Here is an 18,708-nt window from a genome sequence, read left to right on the forward strand (position 1 = left end):
ACACACGCCCAGGTCCCGCAGCCGGTGCCGCTGCGGGAGCGGGGTGCGCGGCCGGCGTGAGGGCTGCGGCGGCACCGGCTGCGGGACCTGGGCGTGTGTCGGCCAAAGCTCCGGCTCCTGAGCAGGCGACTGCCCCGGCGCGTGCCCCGGCGGCCGAGCCTCGGGATTCGGCTGCGCATAGGCCTGGGGTACCTGCGGCACCTGCGACACCTGCGACACCGGCGGTCCCGGCTCCGGCCGCCGCTCGGACTTGCGATCCTCCGAGGGTTGAAACCAGACGGCCCCCTCCGGCGACGGCTCGGGGTCGGGCAGCGCGGCCAGGTCGCCGATGATGCCCGAGCCCTGATTCGCCGCGCGGGCGAACTGCCGGGAGAGCGCGTAGAACTCGTCGTCCACCTGGCTGCGGCCGGTCAGCGACTCGCCGAGCGCGTCGGTGAGCAGGTGCGACGGCAGGCGGATGGAGGCCGCCACGCCCCCGGCCTGCGACTCGGCCAGCCGCACGGCGACGCCGTACCGGGCGGCGAGGCGGCCGACGACGTAGAGGCCCATCCGGCGGGCGACGGAGACGTCGACGACCGGCGGGTTGGCGATCCGCTCGTTCGCCTCCTCGATCTCGGCGGGCTTCATGCCGATGCCCGCGTCCTCGATGCGCAGCACGACGCCGCCCTCGTCGTCGCGGCGCGCGGCGATCCAGACCTTGGTGCGCGGGGCGGAGAAGGCGGTGGCGTTCTCCAGCAGCTCGGCGACGAGGTGCGCGATGTCGGGGGCGGCCTGGCCGACGATGCCGACGCGCGGCACCTCGCCGAGGATGATCCGCTCATAGTGCTCGACCTCGGCGGCGGCGGCACGGGCCACGTCCACCAGGCGCACCGCCTCGGTCCACCGGCGCGCCGACTCCTCCCCGGCGAGTACCAGCAGGTTCTCGTTGTTGCGCCGCATCCGGGTGGCCAGGTGGTCGAGCCGGAACAGGTGGGCGAGCCGGCCGGGCTCGCGCTCGCCGCTCTCCAGGTCGTCGATCAGCGCGAGCTGCCGCTCGACGAGGGTCTGGCTGCGCCGCGAGAGGTTCGTGAAGACGGCGTTGACGCTGGCCCGCAGCAGCGCCTGCTCGGTGGCCAGACGCACGGCGGAGTGGTGCACCTCGTCGAAAGCGCGGGCCACCGAGCCGACCTCGTCGCGACTGTCGATCGCGATGGGCTGCACGGCGGTCGGCTCCGCGGCGTCTGTCGAGCCGCGCAGCCGCTCGATGACGGCGGGTAGCCGCACGTCGGCGATGTCCAGCGCGGACGTGCGCAGCACCTGCAGCGGGCGGCTGATGGAGCGCGCGATGACGACCGTGGCGAGGAAGGCGAGCAGCAGTACGGCGACGATGATGCCGACGTTGAGGTACATGTCGTCGCGAGCCGAGGTGAGCAGTGCGGATGTGCGGGCCATGATGTTCTGGCCGACGACGGACTCGATGGCGCGGATCTGGCCGACCTTGGTGGTGGTCTCGGCGTACGCGGCGGAGTCGGTGACGCCGATCTGGCTGACCGGGAAGTCCTGCAGCGCGGCGTCGATGGTCTGCTGCACGGTGCTGTCCGCGGCGCCGGTGGCGTTTCCGCCGACGTCCGCCTGATAGACGTCGGTGATCTCCGCGGGGGCCCGGGCGTCGATGTCAGCCAGGGTGCTGTCGTACTGCGCCTGCGCCTGGACCAGGTCCTCCTCCTGCGCGAGGGTCTGGCCCCCGCCGCCGAGGATGCCGACCAGGTAGCCGCGCTCCTGCGAGGTCTGCTCGCCGGCCTGCTCGACCATCGCCAGGGCGCTGACGTACGAGGCGAGCGCGTGGTCGGTAGTGTCCGTGGCGAGCTGGTCGCTGAAGTTCAGCAGGTTGTCGATGATGGTCGTGTACGCCTGGTAGATCGGGCGTCCGGCGCCGAGGCTGGTGACCGACGTGCGCAGGGTCGGCAGGTCGCCGAGCCGGGCCACGGCGCGCTGCATCAGCGTCTGGGCGGCGGCGGGCAGCGTGGCGAGCGAGGGCGCGTCGGTGTGCTGGACGGCCGTGTCGAACTCGGCGATCCGGTTCTGGGTGGCCGCCTCGGCCTTCGCGAGCGCGGTCATGTCGGAACCGCGCTCGCCGTCGGTGAGATAGACCTCGACCGCGTCGCGCTCGTCCTCGACGGCGTAGACGAGCCCTGCCATGTTGAGCGCGACGTGGGCCTGGCCGCCGAGGTCGTCATCGGCGTGGATCGTGGCGTTCTCGCTGATCACCCGGCCGGAGGCGAGGGCGATGCCGGCGATCAGCGGGACCAGCACGAGCAGGATCAGCCTCGCGCGCAGCCGCAGATCGCGCAGCCTCCATCGCCGCCGCGTGGCCGCGGTGCCTGACTCGGGCACGGATCCTCGCAAGTTTTTCGGCCGGTGTGGGTAACCGGTATTTGAGCACAGGGGAACTTCAGCGGCCAAGAGCGCGTGCCACTGACTTAGCCGCCGTGGATACGTCGGGGAGACGGCGGAATCGGGGTGATGAGATCACCGATCGCGTGGTGAACGCAGAGCATTGCATAAAGCTCCTGCCTGACCATTTCAGGGTCCTTTGATCTCGGTTCGAGGAAATCCCCGTCCCGGTACACCCCGGCGGCGTCGATGTCGGCGCCGGCGCGCGCCGCGTACAGCCCGGCGAGCTCGGTGGCCGGGGCGAGGCGGTGGTCGAGGATCGAGGCGGCCAGCCGGGCCGGGCCGTCGCCGCCGGGCCGGGCGAAGACCCGCGCGACGAGCTCCGAGCCGTCGTCCGCCGTCACCTTGCCGAGCGCGGAGCCGTCGGGGAGCCGGGTCGCGGCGGCCGCCGGCGCCACGGCCAGCGGCCAGAGCTGCTCGGCGCCGAGCCGTTCGGCGGCCGTCCACAGCCGCGCGCACAGCGGACGCTCGTCGACGATCAGCAGCACGTCCCCGAGCGGGACCTGCTCGAGCACCCGCTCCGGCGAACCGCCCGCCGCGGCGATGTCCGCGGCCAGGACGCGGCCGGTGCCGTGCTCGATCAGCAGGTTCATCGAGGCGTGGGCGCCGAGGCCGAAGGCCGCGAGGTTGGCCGGGCTCGCCGGCGTGCTCACGTCCAGCCGGCGCAGCCAGACCGGACGCAGCCCGCGGTAGCGCTCGGCGTCCGGGCCGGCGGCCGCCCCGGACGCCCGCTCGAACAGCAGCCGCAGCGGCTCGACGCCGAGCCGCCGGCGCGCCCGGCCGATCGCCGCCGCGGTCGCCGGCTCCTCCGCGCCGTTCGCGACGGCCAGGCCGGGCACCGTGCCGAGGAGTTCCGCGAGGATCTGCTCGTAGGAAAGCGTCTTGAAGATCCACATTCCGAGCGTGAAATACACCATCAGCCGGGCGGGCAGCAGCCGCTGGCGCCGCTCCCGGCGATCGGCTTCGTCCAGCACCGCGTCCACGAGGGCAGGCGGAAACGATCGCAGCAGCACACCCAGGGCGACGCGCTGCGAGAGCCCCGTATCCGGATGGTGGGTCATCCGGTCTCCCGACCGCATGGCCGTACTGTAGGGCACCGGGAATGAACGGTCATCAACAAAGAACCCTAAGTTAGCAGCCCACCTTCGAACACTCTTGTTGCCTCCGAGGCGGGGATGGCATTCTCATCACTCGTAACGGCGGGGATCGGGTATTCAGTTCACGACGGGAGGCGCATTTGCTCGAGCTGCGTTCCCTGACGAAGCGGTTCTCCGATCCCGCCGCGGGCGCCCGCACGGTCGTCGAGGACTTCGACCTCGAGGTGAAGCCCGGCGAGTTCTGCGCGCTGATCGGCCCGACCGGCTGCGGCAAGTCGACCGTGCTGTCGATGGTCGCCGGCCTGGAGCGGCCGAGCGCGGGAACGATCCTGGCCGACGGCGCCGAGCTGGCCGGCACCGATCCGCGCACCGGCCTCGTCTTCCAGCAGGACAACGTCTTCCCGTGGAAGACCGTGCTCGGCAACGTCGCCGCGGGGCCGCGGTTCCGGGGTGCAAGCCGGGCGGAGGCGAACGCCCGGGCGATGGACTGGATCCGCCGGGTCGGTCTGGCCGGCTTCGAGCAGCACTACCCGCACCAGCTGTCCGGCGGGATGCGCAAGCGGGTCGCGCTGGCGCAGACCTTCGTGAACGATCCGCGCATCCTGCTGATGGACGAGCCCTTCTCCGGCCTCGACGCGCAGACCAGGCAGATCATGGCCGGCGAGCTGCTGGAGCTGTGGGAGGCGCTCGGGGCGTCGGTGCTGTTCGTGACGCACGACCTCGAGGAGGCCATCGCCCTCGCGGACCGCGTCGTCGTGCTGACCGCGCGCCCGGCCACGGTCAAGCGCGAGTTCACCGTGGACCTGCCCCGGCCGCGCTCGCCGCGCGAGATCCGCTTCCATCCGCGCTTCGTCGAGCTGCACGAGGAGATCTGGTCCAGCCTCGGCGACGAAGTACGGACCGCGTACACCCGAGCGACGACTGCGAGCTGACATGCGTACCCTGCTTCGTCGCTCCGCGGTGCCCGCCGTCCAGATCGCGATCCTGGTCGCGCTGCTCGGCGCCTGGCAGGTCGCGGTGGACACCAAGAGCATCAGCGTGTTCTTCTTCGGTTCGCCCTCCGGCACGTTCCGCGAGCTGTACGAGTGGATCCGCCGCGGCACGGTGCAGGGCCCGCTCTGGCAGCAGGCCTGGGTCACGATGCAGGAGACTCTGGCCGGGTTCGGGATCGGCGTGGTACTCGGCGTGCTGCTGGGCACGGTGCTCGGCCGGATCCCGGTGCTCGCGCGGATCTTCACCGTCTACATCGGCACGCTGAACTCCGTGCCCCGCATCGTGCTCGGCTCGGTGTTCATCATCTGGTTCGGCCTCGGCATGGGCTCGAAGATCGCGCTGGCCGTCGTGCTGGTGTTCTTCAGCGTCTTCTTCAACGCCTTCCAGGGGGCGCGGGACGTGGACCCCGGCCTGATCGCGAACGCGAAGGTGCTCGGCGCCGGCCGCGGCGCCGTGCTGGGGCACGTCGTGCTGCCCGCCACGTTCAGCTGGATCATCGCCAGCCTGCGCGTGGCGTTCGGCCTGGCCGTCACCGGGGCGGTGGTCGGCGAGATCCTCGGGGCGACGCAGGGGCTGGGGCTGCTGATCGAGCAGGCGCAGGGGAACTTCGATCCGGACGGCGTGTACGCGGGGCTCGTCGTCACCACGGCCCTCGCCGCCGTCGCGGAGGGCCTGATCACGCTCTTGGAGCGCCGGCTGCTGCGGTGGAAGCCGCGCCGCCGGACGGCTCCGGCACCCACCACCTGAACACGAAGAGAGCCCACCATGCCCATGCACCGCCGCACCGTGAGAAACCTGTCGATATCACTACTCGCGGCCACCGCCCTGGCCGCGGCGGGATGCTCAAGCACCACGACGCAGCAGGCGAACGCAGCCTCGACCGCGGACCCCGCGACCGTCACCATCGCCGTCTCGAACGCGACGAACCAGACCTACCTGTCGCTGGTCCTGGCGCAGCAGCTCGGCTACTTCGCGAAGCAGGGCGTCACGGTGAAGATCGTGAACACCGTGAACGGCAACCAGAACTGGCAGGACATGCTCTCGCACCACGTCGACGGCGTGATCGGCTTCTACGACCACAACATCGACCTGCGGGCCAAGGGCGTCTCGACCGAGTCCGTCATCCAGCTGAACCAGGCGCCCGGCATGGTCGAGCTGGTGCGCACGGACGAGGCCTCGAGCATCACCTCACCCGCGCAGGAGTCCGGAAAGAAGCTCGGCATCACCGGCCTCGGCAGCTCGACGCAGTTCGTCGCCGACTACCTGGCCGTGCACAACGGCGTGCAGGTCTCCGAGCTGCACCCGGTCAACATCGGCGCCGGCTCGACGTTCGTCGCCGCGATGCAGCACGACGAGGTGGACGTCGGCGTCTCGACCGAGCCGACCGTCTCGTCGCTGCTGGCGAAGAAGGCTGCGAAGATCATCGTAGACATGCGCTCGGTCAGCGGCACCGAGGCGGCGCTCGGCGGACCGTACCCGGGCACGGCGCTGTCCTTCGAGACCTCGTACGTGCAGAGCAACAAGGCGACCGTGCAGAAGATGGTGAACGCTCTGGTCGAGGCGCTGAACTACATCCAGACGCACTCGGCGGCGCAGATCGTGGCCGTGGTGCCGTCGGCGAACTTCGGCTCGGCGGGCAAGACCGCGTACCAGCAGGCGCTCGCCAACGAGATCGGCATGTTCAGCCCGACCGGCCTGATGCCCGCCGACGGTCCGCAGAGCGTGGACAGGGTGCTGTCGGCCTTCGACCCGAACGTCGAAGGCCACAGCGTCGACCTGTCGCTGACGTACACCGACTCCTTCGTGCAGGCGGCGTCCGCAGGCAACTGATTCGGGGGCCCGGTCCCGGGTCAGTTGCGTGTGGCGCGCCACACGTGGCAGACCATCGGAACGTCCACGAGCGCGTCGTCCCGGCCGTCGGCCGGGGTGACGCGCTCGTCCGCCTCCACGTAGGCGATCAGCTCCCTGAGCATCTCGGGCTTCCGCTCCTCAGGCGCCGAGATGTAGCCGCCGTACGTGGTCATCAGCCGTGCGATGTCCTCCTTGCTCATCGCGGCCTGCCAGCGGAGATCCTCGATGACGATGTCGGCGAAAGGGGCGCCCTCCGGCAGCCACGGCTCGTCGAGGTAGTGCCGGACGCGCTGTTCCACGAGGTCGTCGCCGCCGGTGATGCGCATCCGCGCGCCCTCGAGGTCGGCGACCCACGACACCGTGCGGTCCCGGCGGTTCCAGACGATGATCAGGTCTCCCGCAGGCCGCAGCACCCTGGCGATCTCCGGGATCGCGGCGTCCGGATCCATCCAGTGCCACGCGGAGGCGACGACGACCGCGTCCACGGAGGCGTCGGGCAGCGGAATCCGTTCGCCGGTCCCCTCGACGGTCTCGACGTCCGGGCAGCTCTCGGCGAGCACGGCGAGCATCCGCGGGTCGGGGTCGACGGCGTACACCCGCTTCGCGCGGCCGATCAGCCGGCGCGTCATCGCCCCGGTTCCGGCGCCGAGGTCGAGCGCCGCGTCGATGCCTGTGGGCAGCAGCCGGTCGGCGACGCTGTCCGGCACGCCGACGCGGTACCTGTCGTAGTTCCCCGCCGCCGTACCGAAGGCGGTGGCCCGCACTGAATCGGAAGTCATACTCGACACCGTAATCAGAAGTCGTATTCAACAGCGGAGCCGGGGCGCCAGAGCAACGGCCGAGGCCTCGGCGGAGCGGTCGCGGTAGGCGTCCCCGACGAAAGCCAGGAACGCGTCGACGTCCGCGGGCGAGGAGGCGATGCCCAGGGAGACGCGGACCGCGCCGCCGGAGGGCATGCCGAGTTCGGCAAGGTAGTCGTCGAGCGTCGCGCCGCCCATGCGTCCGGCCGATCCGCGCAGCAGCCGCAGCGAGATCTTGAAGGCCTCCTCCCCCGCGCCGGGGTTGCAGAAGCAGCCGGTGCGCAGTGAGATGCGGTGGGCGGCGGAGTCCCGGCCGACGGCTCGCTCGTCGACGACGCTGCCGGCGGGGTCGAGCACGTTGAGCGCGACCGTGCCGCCGCGCCGGTCGGTGTCCTCGGGGCCGTAGACGCGGACCAGCGGAGCGCCGCAGCCGTGCCGCAGCCCGCGCAGTCCGTCGAGCAGGCGGCCGGTCAGCTCGGTCACGTGCGCGGCCACGGCGGAAAGGCCCACGTCGTCGAGATGGGCGAGGCCGGCGGCGACATCGGGGATGGACAGGAAGTTGAGCGTGCCGTCCTCGAAGGCGGATTCGTCCTCGGCCATCCGGTGCCAGCCGCCCTGCGCGCTGACCACGTGGATCGTGCCGCCGGAGAACCAGGGCCGGCGCAGCCGGGCGAGCGCTTCGCGGCGCGCGACGAGGCAGCCGACGCCGGTCGGGTAGCCGAAGACCTTGTACCAGCTGGCGGTGACGAAGTCGGGCTTGGCCCGGCTCAGGTCGAGCGCCGCCGTGGGGAGGAACGCGGCGGCGTCGAGCAGGACCGCGTAGCCCAGCTCGTGCGCCTGGTCGATCCAGTCGAGCGAGTGGCGCACGCCGGTGAAGTTGCTCTGCGCCGGATACGCGAGCAGCCCGGCGCGTCCCGGACGCCGGCCGGCCAGCGTGGCGGCGAGCACGTCGGCGCCGATCCGCAGATCGGGGCTGTCGAAGGGCACGTAGACGACGTCGGCGCCGCCGGCCCTGGCGAACTCGCGCAGCCCGTTGACCGAGTTGTGGTTGTCCAGCGGCAGCACGAGGCGGCCGCCGCGGCGGAACGGGAAGGCCTCGCCGACCAGGCGGCAGGCGCCGGTCGCGTTCTGGGTGAACACGACCGCGTACTCGGCCGGGTCCGCGGAGAGGTGCCCGAGGATCCGCGCGCGGGTGCGCTCGACGAGCTCGGTGGACGCCGTGGAGGTGGGGTTCTCCGAGTGCGGATTCCCGTAGCAGCCCGCGATGATCCGCTCCGCGTGCGCGGTGAGCTGGGAGCGCGCGGGCAGCCCGGCGCCGGTGTAGTCGAGGTAGATGTGGCCCTGATCGTCGAGGTACGCGTACTGCTCGGCGCGCAGCCGTGCGAAGCGCTCAGGGTTCGCATGTCCGTGTCCGTGGCCTGTCGTGTTCTCCGTGTTCCTGCTCATACGCGTGCTCCCGCCGATCTTCACGCGGAACCGCCCGGTGATTACAGTGTGAGGTGGTTTGTCAGGGTACGAAAGGTGGAGGTGGCGCCGGCATGGGCGCAGGAGGCCTGCGGATCGAGGCGCGCGGTCTGGCCGCGCGACGGGCCGGCGGAGGGGCGCGGATACTGCACGGCGTGGACGTCGACGTCCCGGCGGGCGCGGTGCTGGCGATCGCCGGTCCGAGCGGGGCGGGCAAGACCACCCTGCTGGGCGAACTGGCGGCCGGGCACCCCGCGGGAAGCATCGGCTTCGTTCCGCAGGACGACATCGTCCACCTGGATCTTTCCCTGTCCAGGACCCTGATATACGCGGCACGGCTGAGACTTCCGGCACGATCCTCGGCCGGCGAGGTCTCGGCGGCCGTGACCCGGGTTCTCGACGCGCTCGGCCTGGCGGCGACGGCCGGCCGGCGGGTCGGCTCGCTCTCCGGCGGCGAACGCAAGCGGGCGAGCATCGCCGTCGAACTGCTGACGCGGCCGCGCGCGCTCTTCCTCGACGAGCCGACCTCGGGGCTCGATCCCGCTGCGGGCGCCCGGCTGATGGCGCTGCTGCGCGGGCTGGCGCGCGGCGGTACGACCGTCGTGCTGACCACGCACAATCCGGCCGACCTCGCGCACGCCGACGCGGTCGCGTTCCTGGCGGCCGGCCGGCTGCTGTACCGGGGAGAGCCCGCGGAACTCGCCGCGTCGTTCGGCGTCGCGAGCATCGAGGAGGTCTACGGCATCGACCCCGAGGACGTCCCGGCCGCGCCCGCCCTGCCTCCCGCGACCGCGGTCGACGCCGGCCCCGCGGCGCCGGCGTCCGCCGCGCCGGGCGCCGTGCGGCAGTGGTGGCTGCTGACCCGGCGCTCCGCCGCGATCCTGACCCGGAACCGGCTGTCCGCGGCGGTCGTCCTCGGCTCGCCGATCATGATCGCGGCGATGTTCGCGATGCTCTTCCGGCCGCACGCCTTCGATCCGGCGAACGACAATCCGGGCAGTTCGGCGATGATCATGTTCTGGATCGCGTTCGGCGCGTTCTTTTTCGGACTGACTTACGGACTGCTGCAGATCTGCACCGAACTGGCGATCGTGCGCCGGGAGCGGCGTACCGTGCTGCGCCTCGGCCCCTATCTGGCCTCGAAGTTCACGCTCCTGCTCCCGGTTCTCGCCGATGCCGACGCGCTGCTGCTGGCCGTGCTGCGGGCGACGGATCGGCTGCCGGCCGCGACGCTGAGCGTCTACGGATCGCTGTTGCTGACGGCGGTGCTCGCGTCGGCCGCCGCGCTGACGCTCGGCCTGCTCGCCTCCGCGGCCGTGTCCGACCCGAGCCAGGCCACGCTGATGCTGCCCCTGCTGTGCTTCCCGCAGGTGCTGTTCTCCGGCGCGTTCGTCCCCGTGCCGCAGATGGGCGCCGTCGGCTCCGCGATCAGCTGGGCGATGACCAACCGCTGGGCGTACGAGGCCCTGGGCCGCGGCATCGGCCTCGACGGGCTCTGGGCGCACGGCTCCTCTCCCCTCGGCCCGCCGCTGCTCGCCTCGTACGGCGGCACGTTCACCGGTTCGGCGACGGCGGGCTGGGCCTGGCTCGGCGGCTACGCGCTGCTGTTCCTCGCCGGCGCGTGGGCCGTGCTCGCCCGCAAGTGCCGCCGACGCTGAAGAACGGACGTCCTCGGGCCGGCGTCTGCCGCGATGCATGAGTTTGACGAGAAATCGCGGAGAAGCGCCGATGCCGTGAACAGGTTTGAAGAGTATGGTGCGCCCATGAGACTCACCATCTTGGGCGGCGGCGGCTTCCGGGTTCCACTGGTCTACCGCGCGCTTCTCGGCGACCGCGCCAAGGGCCGCGTCACGCAGGTGACCCTCTACGACCTGGACGCGGGCCGGCTCTCGGCGATCACGCGGGTTCTCGCGGAGCAGGCGGCGGATGTCCCGGACGCCCCCGAGGTCACGGCGACGACCGATCTGGACGCCGCGCTGGCGGGGGCGGACTTCGTCTTCAGCGCGATCCGCGTGCACGGGCTCGAAGGCCGGGTGGCGGACGAGCAGGTCGCGCTGGACGAGGGCGTGCTCGGCCAGGAGACCGTCGGCGCGGGCGGGATCTCGTACGGCCTGCGCACCATCCCCGTGATGACGCGGATCGCGCAGCGCATCGCCGAGCTCGCGCCGCAGGCGTGGGTCATCAACTTCACCAACCCGGCCGGGATGGTCACCGAGGCGATGGCGGCACGGCTGGGAAACCGCGTCATCGGGATCTGCGACTCCCCGGTCGGTCTCGGCCGCCGCGTGGCCGAAGCGCTCGGCGTGGACCCGGCCGAGGCGCGACTCGACTACGTGGGCCTCAACCACCTCGGCTGGCTGCGCGGGCTGCGGATCGGCGGCCGGGACCAGCTGCCGCGGCTGTTCGAGGACGAGAAGGCGCTCACCTCGTTCGAGGAGGGCCGGCTTTTCGGCGCGGACTGGCTGCGCAGCCTCGGCACCGTCCCGAACGAGTACCTGCACTACTACTACTTCAACCGCGAGACGGTCAGCGCCGCGCGCGATGCCGAGAAGACCCGCGGGGCCTTCCTGCTCGACCAGCAGCGCCGCTTCTACGAGCAGGTCGCCGACCCGCACGCGGCCGCCTTCGCCGCCTGGGATCGCACGCGGCTGGAGCGTGAGGAGACGTACATGGCCGAGAACCGCGAGGCCGTGGACGCGGGCGAGCGCGATTCGTGCGATCTTCAGTCCGGCGGCTACGAGCAGGTCGCGCTGAGCCTGATGCGCGCGATCTCGCGGGACGAACGCACGACCCTGATCCTCAACGTGCGCAACGGCGGCGTGCTGAGCCTGCTGGACGCGGACGCCGTCGTCGAGGTCCCCTGCCACGTCGACGCCGACGGCCCGCGTCCGCTCGCCGCCGACCCGCTGACCGGCCACGCGGCGGGCCTCGTCTGCGCGGTGAAGGCCGTCGAGCGCGACGTCATCGCCGCCGCGGCAAGCGGATCGCGGGCGCTGGCCGTACGCGCCCTGGCCACCCACCCCCTCATCGACTCGGTGACCGTCGCACGCCGCCTGTTCGCCCGCTACCAGGAGCGCATACCGGACCTGGCCTACCTCCGCTAGCGCGATCGACCGGCGGTCAGCGCAGGACGTCGAGGATCGCGATGGCGTGGCAGTGGCGGTGGCGTGGCGTGGCGTGGCGACCCTGCCTACCTCCGCTAGCGCGATCGACCAGCGGTCAGCGCATGACGTCGAGCGTCGCGGAGGCGTGGCGGCCCTCGGCGGCGACATCCTGCGGGATCACGCCGTCGAGGAACGCGTAGTCGGCACGCAGCGCGGCCGCGTCGAGGCCGTCGTCCTCCTGGAGTTCCTTCCACCAGCGGGCGACGCCGGCCCAGCCGGGTGCGGCGAGGGCGCCGCCGAACTGCTGGACGGCGAGGGCGGCGCCGAGGTTGGCGAAGCGCAGCCGGTCGACGAGCGGCCAGCCGGCGAGGGTCGCGGCGACGAATCCGGCGCCGAACACGTCGCCCGCGCCGGTCGCGTCCAGCACCTCGGCGACGAGGCCGGGGACGGACGCGCTCTCGCCGGTGGTCGCGTCCGCCGCGATGACACCCTCGCCGCCGCGCGTGATCACCGCGACCGGGACCAGGTCGCCGAGCTTCGACAGCGCCGCCTCGGCGCTGTCGGTCCCGGTGTAGGCCATCGCCTCGGCGGCGTTGGGCAGGAAGGCGTGGCACATCGGCAGCTGCTCGAGGATCGCGCCGGGTGAACGGTCCGCCTCGTCCCAGCCGGCGTCGGCGAAGATCATCGTCCCCTGCGCGTGCGCGCGGGAGAGCCACTCCTGCCGGTGCGGGCCGAGGTGGGCGACAGTGACGCGGCTGGGCGGCGGGGTGCGGATCATCTCGTCGGCGCTGAGCGGCGGCTCGTGGCCGTGGGTGACCATCGCGCGGTCGTGGTCGTAGGCGAGCGAGACGGTCACCGGCGAGTGCCAGCCGGTGAACAGCCGGGAGTGCGACAGGTCCACGCCCTCCTGCTCCTGGAGCACCTGCCAGCAGTAGGCGCCGTACGCGTCGTCGCCGAACGCCGCGGCCAGCGACGTGCGCAGACCGAGCCGGCTGAGCGCCACGGCGAAGTTGGCGATCCCGCCGGGTCCGGAGCCCATGCCGCGCGTCCACACCTCGGCGCCGGGCTGCGGGAGCCGGTCGAACCCGGTGAAGACGATGTCGAAGAACAGCACCCCGGCGAGGAAGACGTCGAACGGCGCCGGCGGGTCCGGGGGCGCGGGACGCTCCACGCTGGTCTCCCTTCGCGAGCTGCGGTCGAGCAAATCCTAGCAAGAGCCGATCACGTCTGAGTAGGATTCTGCTCAGGATTGAAAGGTAGTGTCCGCCCATGCTTCCCGAACGCCGGCACCAGCTGATCCTGCGCGCGCTGCGCGAGGACGGCCCGTCGACCATCGTCGTGCTCGCGGACCGGCTCGGCGTGAGCCCGGCCACCGTCCGCCGCGACCTGCTCAGGCTGGACGAGGAGGGCCTGCTGACGCGGGTCTACGGCGGCGCGGCGCCGATCGCGGACCACGACGACCGGTTCTCGGACGTGGCCACCGAGCGCGTCGGCGAGAAGGACGCGGTCGCCGAGCGCGCGGCGTCGCTCGTCAAGGACGGCGAGACGGTGCTGCTCGACATCGGCACGACCGCGCACCGGCTGGCCCGGCGCCTGCACGGCCGGAAGCTGACCGTCATCACCAGCAACATGGCCGTGTACGAGGAGTTGGCCGAGGACGCGGGCATCGAGCTCGTGCTCCTCGGCGGCATGCTGCGCCGCGAGTACCGCTCGCTGGTCGGCTTCCTGACCGAGGACAACCTGCGCCAGATCCACGCCGACCACCTGTTCCTCGGCACCAGCGGCGTGCGGCCGGACGGCCGGGTGATGGACACCACCGTCGTCGAGGTGCCGGTCAAGCGCGCGATGATCGCCGCCAGCGACCGCGTCGTCCTGCTCGCCGACGCGGCCAAGTTCCCGGGAACCGGCGTCGCGACGGTGTGCGGACCGGAGGCGCTGGACACGGTCGTGACCGACGCCCCGGTCGACGCGCGCACGAGCGCCTCGCTGACCGAGGCCGGCGTGACGATCGTCCAAGCCTGACGGGGCCTCAGAGTCGCAGGGGCCTGAGTCCGCCTGCTCGGCGACCCGGGCCGGGACGCGCCGCGCCGGGAGCTCTGCTGAACGGCCCATCGACGAACGTATGGAGATTGGACGACTCGCGCGTTCGGTGATGCGCCGAACGGGTGTTTGTCCGGCATCGACGACTCATCCGGGCCGCGTGTCGGGGTGATCGCGCCGTCCATGGGCCACAGTGGCCAGAGGCGAGCGTCGGAGAGGAGCCGGGCGGAGGGCTCGTCCCCGCCTGGGCGGGGGCCCGAGGCGACCACAGATACGTCGGTGGAGGAGGAGCGGTGAGACTCGCTGTGAGAGCCCGCAGGCAGGCCGACGCACGGAGCGTGGCGCTGATCCGCAAGGCCGCGTCGATCTGCCTGAGCTATCCGGGCATCGGCTTCCCGATCCAGCTCGCACTCGTGGAGCGCGCGGTCGAAGAGCTCGACGACGCGGCCGCCGAGCCGTTCCGCCGGTTCACCGGGTACGCCGCGTCGCTGGACCCGTACGACCTCGCCTCGGCCTACGTGGAGACCTTCGACCAGGGCGATCGCGCGTTGCTGCACCTCACCCGGTGGAGGGCCGGTGACACCGCGAACCGCGGCGAGGAGATCGTCAAGTTCATCACGGCGTACCGTGAGGCCGGCTACGAGTACGGCGGCGAGGAACTGCCGGACCATCTACCCGTCGTGCTCGACTTCGCCTCCTGCGCCGGCGACCGTGCGAGCGAAGTCGGCGGCGCGCTGCTCGCCGAGTATCGCGGGGCGCTGGTGAAGCTGCACGAGTCCCTGGAGCGCGCGGGCGGACGCGAGGAATACGCGCGGCACGCCGCCGAACTGGTCGAAGCCGTGCTGCGCACACTCCCGGAGACAACCCCGGGGAGCTCCAGCGCGGAGACGTCCCGGCCCTGACGGGCAGCAGCACGCCGACCCCCGGCCTGCCGGCATCGCGCCGTACCCATCCCATCCACGTCGGCATCAAAATCCTGATGCTCGCGATGGGGGCGCGGTCCACCCGTCGACCCGCAGGCGCGGTCAGCCGAGCGCGCGCTCGGCGGCCTCGACGATGTTGGTCAGCAGCATCGCGCGGGTCATCGGGCCCACGCCGCCCACGGCCGGGGACATCGCGCCGGCGACGCCGGCCACGTCCGGGTGCACGTCGCCGAGGATGCCCTCGACCGTCCGGGTGAGGCCGACCGACAGGACCGTGGCGCCGGGCTTGATCCAGTCCGGCCTGACCAGGTGCGCGACGCCCGCGGCGGCGACCACCACGTCGGCGACGCGGGCGTGCGCCGCGACGTCCTGGGTGGCCTCGTGGCACAGGGTCACGGTGGCGTGCTCGGAGGGGCGGGTCAGCATCAGGCTCAGCGGGCGGCCGACGGTGATGCCGCAGCCGATCACGCAGAACTGGCGGCCGGTGATCGGCACGTCGTTGCGGCGCAGCAGGTCGATGATGCCGCGCGGGGTGCAGGGCAGCGGCGCGTCCGCGACCAGCACGAGGCGGCCGAGGTTCGTCGGGTGCAGGCCGTCGGCGTCCTTGACCGGGTCGACCAGGTCGAGTACCGCGTGCATGTCGATGTGCGGGGGCAGCGGGAGCTGCACGATGAAGCCGGTGCACGCCGGGTCCGCGTTCAGCCGCAGCACCGCGGCCTCGACGTCGGCCTGGGAGGCGTCGGCGGGCAGCTCGATGCGGATCGAGGCGATGCCGACCTGCTGGCAGTCGCGGTGCTTGCCCGCGATGTAGGAGCGGCTGCCGGGATCGTCGCCGACCAGGATCGTGCCGAGGCCGGGCTCGACGCCCGCGGCCTTGAGCGCTTCGACGCGCACGGCGAGCTCGCGCTTGATCTCGGCCGCCGCGGCCTTGCCGTCCAGGAGTGTCGCGGTCTTCATACAGACGATGATCCCATGAGACCGCGACCGTCCCGAACCCGGCGCCGCGGCGGCCGCCGCAAACTCAGGTTTCAGCGGGCGAGCGTGACGGCCTCGGCACGCGCCGCGGACGCGAACAGCGCCTCGATGACCTGAGCCTGCCGCACCGCGTCCACCCGGCCGAACGGCAGCGTGCCGCCGCCGGCCACGGCGGCGGAGAAGGCGTCGAAGGGGTAGCGGGCGACGGCGTACGGCAGGTTCGCGCCGAGCTTGCCGTCCGGATCCACCGGGATCTGCTCGCTCTGCGGCTCGCCGTGCGGGGGCGGGCCCTGCAGGCTGAGCTCGACCGTCTCGGGCCGGTGGAACCACGGGTCCTTGACGATCAGCCGGCCCTTGGTGCCGACGATCTGCAGGTCGTCGCCGCGGGCCACCTCCTGGCCCGCCTCGAACTGGGCGAGCACCCCGTCGGCCAGCCGGAGCGTGGCCGCGAAGCTGACGTCCTCGCCGCCCGCGCCGAGCACCTGCTCGGCGTAGACGCGCTCGGGGGCGCCGGCGAACATCAGCACCGCGCTCAGCGGGAAGACCCCGAGGTCGAGCAGCGCGCCGCCGCCGGTGGCCTTGTCCCTGCGGTAGAAGCCGGGCGGGACGGTCGCGGTGCAGCCGGAGTAGATGTACTGCAGCTTTCCGATGCGGCCCTCGTCGACGAGGTCGCGCAGCAGCTGCGTGCGCGGGTGGTACTGGTAGAGCAGCGCCTCGGCGGCCAGCTTGCCCGCTGACTCGGCGGCGTCGAAAACGCGGTTCGCGTCGGCGGCGGTCAGCGCGAGCGGCTTCTCGACCAGCACGTGCTTGCCGGCCTCGAGCGCCTTGACGGCCCATTCGGCGTGCTTGTCGGGCGTCAGCGCGATGAAGACCGCGTCGATGTCGTCCGAGGCCAGCAGCTCCTCGTACCCGTCGTAGTTCTTCGGCAGGCCGTAGCCGTCGGTGTGCTCGCGCGACGGGCCGCCGTCCGCGTTCGCCAGCGCGACGAACTCGGTGGTGGCGGACTGCGCGTTCGCCAGCACGGCCACGTCGGCGTACGACGCGGAGGCCAGCACTCCCCAGCGGACCTTCTCCATCTTCGTTCTCCTCACTCGTCGGTGGTCAGACGCCCTCGGTGCTGACCGGCAGGTCGGGCACCTTCTCGAGCTTGATCCCGTAGGTGTCCTCGAAGACCTTGAGGAACTCGGCGTCGTCGGTCAGCACCCGGGAGCTGACGCGCTCGCCGTTCGCGTACTCGGTCAGCACCCGGTTGAACATGGAGATCCGGCCGTGCTCGGTGACGATCGAGGCCCACAGCTGGCCGGCGCCCGGCACGCCGGGGAAGGTCGCGCAGAACCACATGGTGGCGGCGAAGTCGTCCAGGGCGCGCGGGTGCATCTCGATGCGCCAGCGGGTCACCCCGTCGTGGACCATCTCGATGTCGCCGTCCGGGGTGTAGACGATCTCGTACCCGCCGTGCGGGTCGGCCTGCACGCCGCGCGCGTCCAGCCGCAGCGGCTTGCGCGGGCACCAGCGGAAGCCGACGTCGACGATGTAGCTGTGGTCGAGCTCGACGCGCAGCACGGCGTGCCCGTTGTAGAGCCCGTTGAACGACTCCTTGCCGTTGTGCAGCACCCGGCCGCCGAGCAGCGTGACCCGGTAGCCGAGGGCCTCGAGCAGCATCCGGAAGCCGGAGTTGAGCTCTCCGCAGCCGCCGCCGCGCCGCCGGGTGACCAGCTTCTCGAAGACGTCCTCGTCCTTGATGCTCGGGATCTCCCGGAGCGTGAAGTCGAGGGTCTCGAAGGGGACGGCCATCATGTGCCGCTCGGTCAGGTGGCACAGGCCCGCGTAGTCCGGCCGCTCGGGCCGGGTCGCCCCGATCCGCTCCAGATAGGCGTCGACGTCGATCGTCGTCATGGAACTGTCCTTTCGCAGGGTTTTCACGACCAGCGGAGCAGGCCGAAGCCGAGGGTGACGCCGATGCCGTAGGCGGCCAGCAGCAGCAGTTCGCCGGGCTGGAACGCGCCGTCCGCGCGGGCCTCGTGCAGGGTGATCGGGATCGAGGCGGAGCCGGTGTTGCCGTAGCGGTCGGCGCTCACGTGCAGCCGGGACTTCTCCAGGCCGAGCAGCGGCGGCAGCCCCGCGACGAGGTTCGCGTTGCCCTGATGCGGGATCAGGTGCGCGACGTCCTCGGGCGCGACCCCGCTCTCGGCGAGGAACGCGGCGCACTCCGGCGGCACGGTGGTGGTCAGCACCTCCGCGATCTCCCGGCCGTTCATGTGCATGTAGTGCAGGCCCGCGTCCACGGTGGCGTGGGTGGCCGGGTTCCGGGTCAGGCCGCCGCGCACGCCGGCCAGGTCCCACTTCGTGCCGTCGCTCATCAGCTTGGTGCGCAGCACGCCGGTGCCGGGCTCGGCGGGACCGAGGGCGACCGCGCCGGCGCCGTCGCCCCAGAGCACGGCGATGCGCTTGTCGGCCGGGTTGACGAACTTGGTGTACGCGTCGGCCGCGACCACCAGGCCGTATCCGCCCTCGGCCTCCAGGTAGCGGCGGGCGACGGTGAGCGCGTAGAGGAAGCCGCTGCACGCGGCGCTCACGTCGAAGGCGGCGGTGTGCAGCGGGCAGCCGAGGCGCCCGGCGGTGATCGCCGCGGTGGAGGGGCCGAGCCCGTCGGGGGTGATGGTCGAGACGATCAGCAGCGAGAGCTGGTCCGGCCGCAGCCCGGCGTCGGCGAGGGCCTGCTCGGCGGCCCGGAACGCGAGGTCGGAGGTGGCCTCGTCGGCGGCGGCGCGGCGGCGGGTGCGGATGCCGGTCTTGCGCAGGATCCACTCCTGCGTCACTCCCGCGCTCGCCATGACCTCCTCGTTGGTGATCACGTCGGACGGCAGGTAGGCGCCGGTGCCCAGAATGCCCACGGCGGGGGTGGTGGCGGCTGTCATGGCAGCGATTATGAGTCGGCCCGCGCGGCCCGGACGAGGGCGCGGCGGACACTGTGTCAAGTCGCCCTTACCGGGAAGTCAGTTAAATTATGAACCAATGTTCTGATATG

16 protein-coding genes are annotated in these 18,708 nt (G+C 72.0%); 7 read left to right on the forward strand and 9 right to left on the reverse strand.

What is annotated here, in order from left to right; all coding sequences use genetic code 11:
- Together KDK95_RS26085 and KDK95_RS26090 are read right to left on the reverse strand one after the other, a co-directional pair.
- A partial coding sequence (locus tag KDK95_RS26085) for a sensor histidine kinase (protein WP_212520937.1) occupies positions 1–2,373 on the reverse strand: 2,373 nt, incomplete at its 3' end.
- Between the two features lie 86 nt (positions 2,374–2,459).
- On the reverse strand, positions 2,460–3,512 hold the full coding sequence (locus KDK95_RS26090) for a transposase domain-containing protein (protein WP_212520938.1): 1,053 nt from the start codon (positions 3,510–3,512) through the stop codon (positions 2,460–2,462).
- 158 nt (positions 3,513–3,670) lie between these two features.
- On the opposite strand from KDK95_RS26090, the gene KDK95_RS26095 reads away from it, so the two are divergent.
- The 3 genes from KDK95_RS26095 to KDK95_RS26105 are packed head-to-tail and all read left to right on the forward strand — an operon-like array spanning position 3,671 to position 6,353.
- Positions 3,671–4,462, forward strand: coding sequence for an ABC transporter ATP-binding protein (locus tag KDK95_RS26095; protein WP_212520939.1), 792 nt, complete (start codon positions 3,671–3,673; stop codon positions 4,460–4,462).
- 1 nt (position 4,463) lies between these two features.
- Positions 4,464–5,270: an ABC transporter permease gene (locus tag KDK95_RS26100; protein WP_212520940.1), complete on the forward strand. Its 807-nt coding sequence runs from the start codon at positions 4,464–4,466 to the stop codon at positions 5,268–5,270.
- Between the two features lie 18 nt (positions 5,271–5,288).
- Positions 5,289–6,353, forward strand: coding sequence for an ABC transporter substrate-binding protein (locus KDK95_RS26105; RefSeq protein ID WP_212520941.1), 1,065 nt, complete (start codon positions 5,289–5,291; stop codon positions 6,351–6,353).
- A gap of 20 nt (positions 6,354–6,373) precedes the next feature.
- On the opposite strand, the gene KDK95_RS26110 is transcribed toward KDK95_RS26105, so the two are convergent.
- Both KDK95_RS26110 and KDK95_RS26115 read right to left on the reverse strand, forming a co-directional pair.
- Entirely contained in the window at positions 6,374–7,153 is a 780-nt protein-coding gene (locus KDK95_RS26110; RefSeq protein WP_212520942.1) for a class I SAM-dependent methyltransferase, read from the reverse strand.
- Positions 7,154–7,180: 27 nt separating this feature from the next.
- Positions 7,181–8,620: an aminotransferase class V-fold PLP-dependent enzyme gene (locus tag KDK95_RS26115; RefSeq protein WP_212520943.1), complete on the reverse strand. Its 1,440-nt coding sequence runs from the start codon at positions 8,618–8,620 to the stop codon at positions 7,181–7,183.
- A gap of 92 nt (positions 8,621–8,712) precedes the next feature.
- Here KDK95_RS26115 and KDK95_RS26120 point away from each other — a divergent pair, with 92 nt between their 5' ends.
- Positions 8,713–10,296, forward strand: a complete 1,584-nt coding sequence (locus KDK95_RS26120; RefSeq protein WP_212520944.1) for an ATP-binding cassette domain-containing protein — start codon at positions 8,713–8,715, stop codon at positions 10,294–10,296.
- Between the two features lie 105 nt (positions 10,297–10,401).
- Complete coding sequence (locus KDK95_RS26125) at positions 10,402–11,742, forward strand: 6-phospho-beta-glucosidase (RefSeq protein ID WP_212520945.1); 1,341 nt, start codon at positions 10,402–10,404, stop codon at positions 11,740–11,742.
- Positions 11,743–11,857: 115 nt separating this feature from the next.
- On the opposite strand, the gene KDK95_RS36230 is transcribed toward KDK95_RS26125, so the two are convergent.
- The gene (locus tag KDK95_RS36230; protein ID WP_212520946.1) at positions 11,858–12,913 is read right to left on the reverse strand and encodes a PfkB family carbohydrate kinase; all 1,056 of its coding nucleotides are present in this window, start codon (positions 12,911–12,913) and stop codon (positions 11,858–11,860) included.
- Between the two features lie 98 nt (positions 12,914–13,011).
- Between KDK95_RS36230 and KDK95_RS26135 the strand changes: the two genes are divergently transcribed.
- Complete coding sequence (locus tag KDK95_RS26135; RefSeq protein WP_212520947.1) at positions 13,012–13,764, forward strand: DeoR/GlpR family DNA-binding transcription regulator; 753 nt, start codon at positions 13,012–13,014, stop codon at positions 13,762–13,764.
- A gap of 311 nt (positions 13,765–14,075) precedes the next feature.
- Positions 14,076–14,684 (forward strand): nitrate reductase molybdenum cofactor assembly chaperone, encoded by a 609-nt coding sequence (gene narJ, locus KDK95_RS26140; protein WP_212520948.1) that lies wholly within the window; start codon positions 14,076–14,078, stop codon positions 14,682–14,684.
- Positions 14,685–14,807: 123 nt separating this feature from the next.
- Here narJ and KDK95_RS26145 read toward each other — a convergent pair whose 3' ends face one another.
- From KDK95_RS26145 to KDK95_RS26160, 4 genes are all read right to left on the reverse strand, one after another.
- Positions 14,808–15,662: a bifunctional methylenetetrahydrofolate dehydrogenase/methenyltetrahydrofolate cyclohydrolase gene (locus KDK95_RS26145; protein WP_212520949.1), complete on the reverse strand. Its 855-nt coding sequence runs from the start codon at positions 15,660–15,662 to the stop codon at positions 14,808–14,810.
- A 71-nt stretch (positions 15,663–15,733) separates the two neighbouring features.
- Positions 15,734–16,756 (reverse strand): Gfo/Idh/MocA family protein, encoded by a 1,023-nt coding sequence (locus tag KDK95_RS26150; protein ID WP_212520950.1) that lies wholly within the window; start codon positions 16,754–16,756, stop codon positions 15,734–15,736.
- A gap of 25 nt (positions 16,757–16,781) precedes the next feature.
- Complete coding sequence (locus KDK95_RS26155; RefSeq protein ID WP_212520951.1) at positions 16,782–17,576, reverse strand: arylamine N-acetyltransferase family protein; 795 nt, start codon at positions 17,574–17,576, stop codon at positions 16,782–16,784.
- 23 nt (positions 17,577–17,599) lie between these two features.
- Positions 17,600–18,598: a 3-oxoacyl-ACP synthase III family protein gene (locus KDK95_RS26160; protein WP_212520952.1), complete on the reverse strand. Its 999-nt coding sequence runs from the start codon at positions 18,596–18,598 to the stop codon at positions 17,600–17,602.
- Between the last annotated feature and the right edge of the window lie 110 nt (positions 18,599–18,708).

Source organism: Actinospica acidithermotolerans (assembly GCF_018139625.1).
Lineage (GTDB): Bacteria > Actinomycetota > Actinomycetes > Streptomycetales > Catenulisporaceae > Actinospica > Actinospica acidithermotolerans.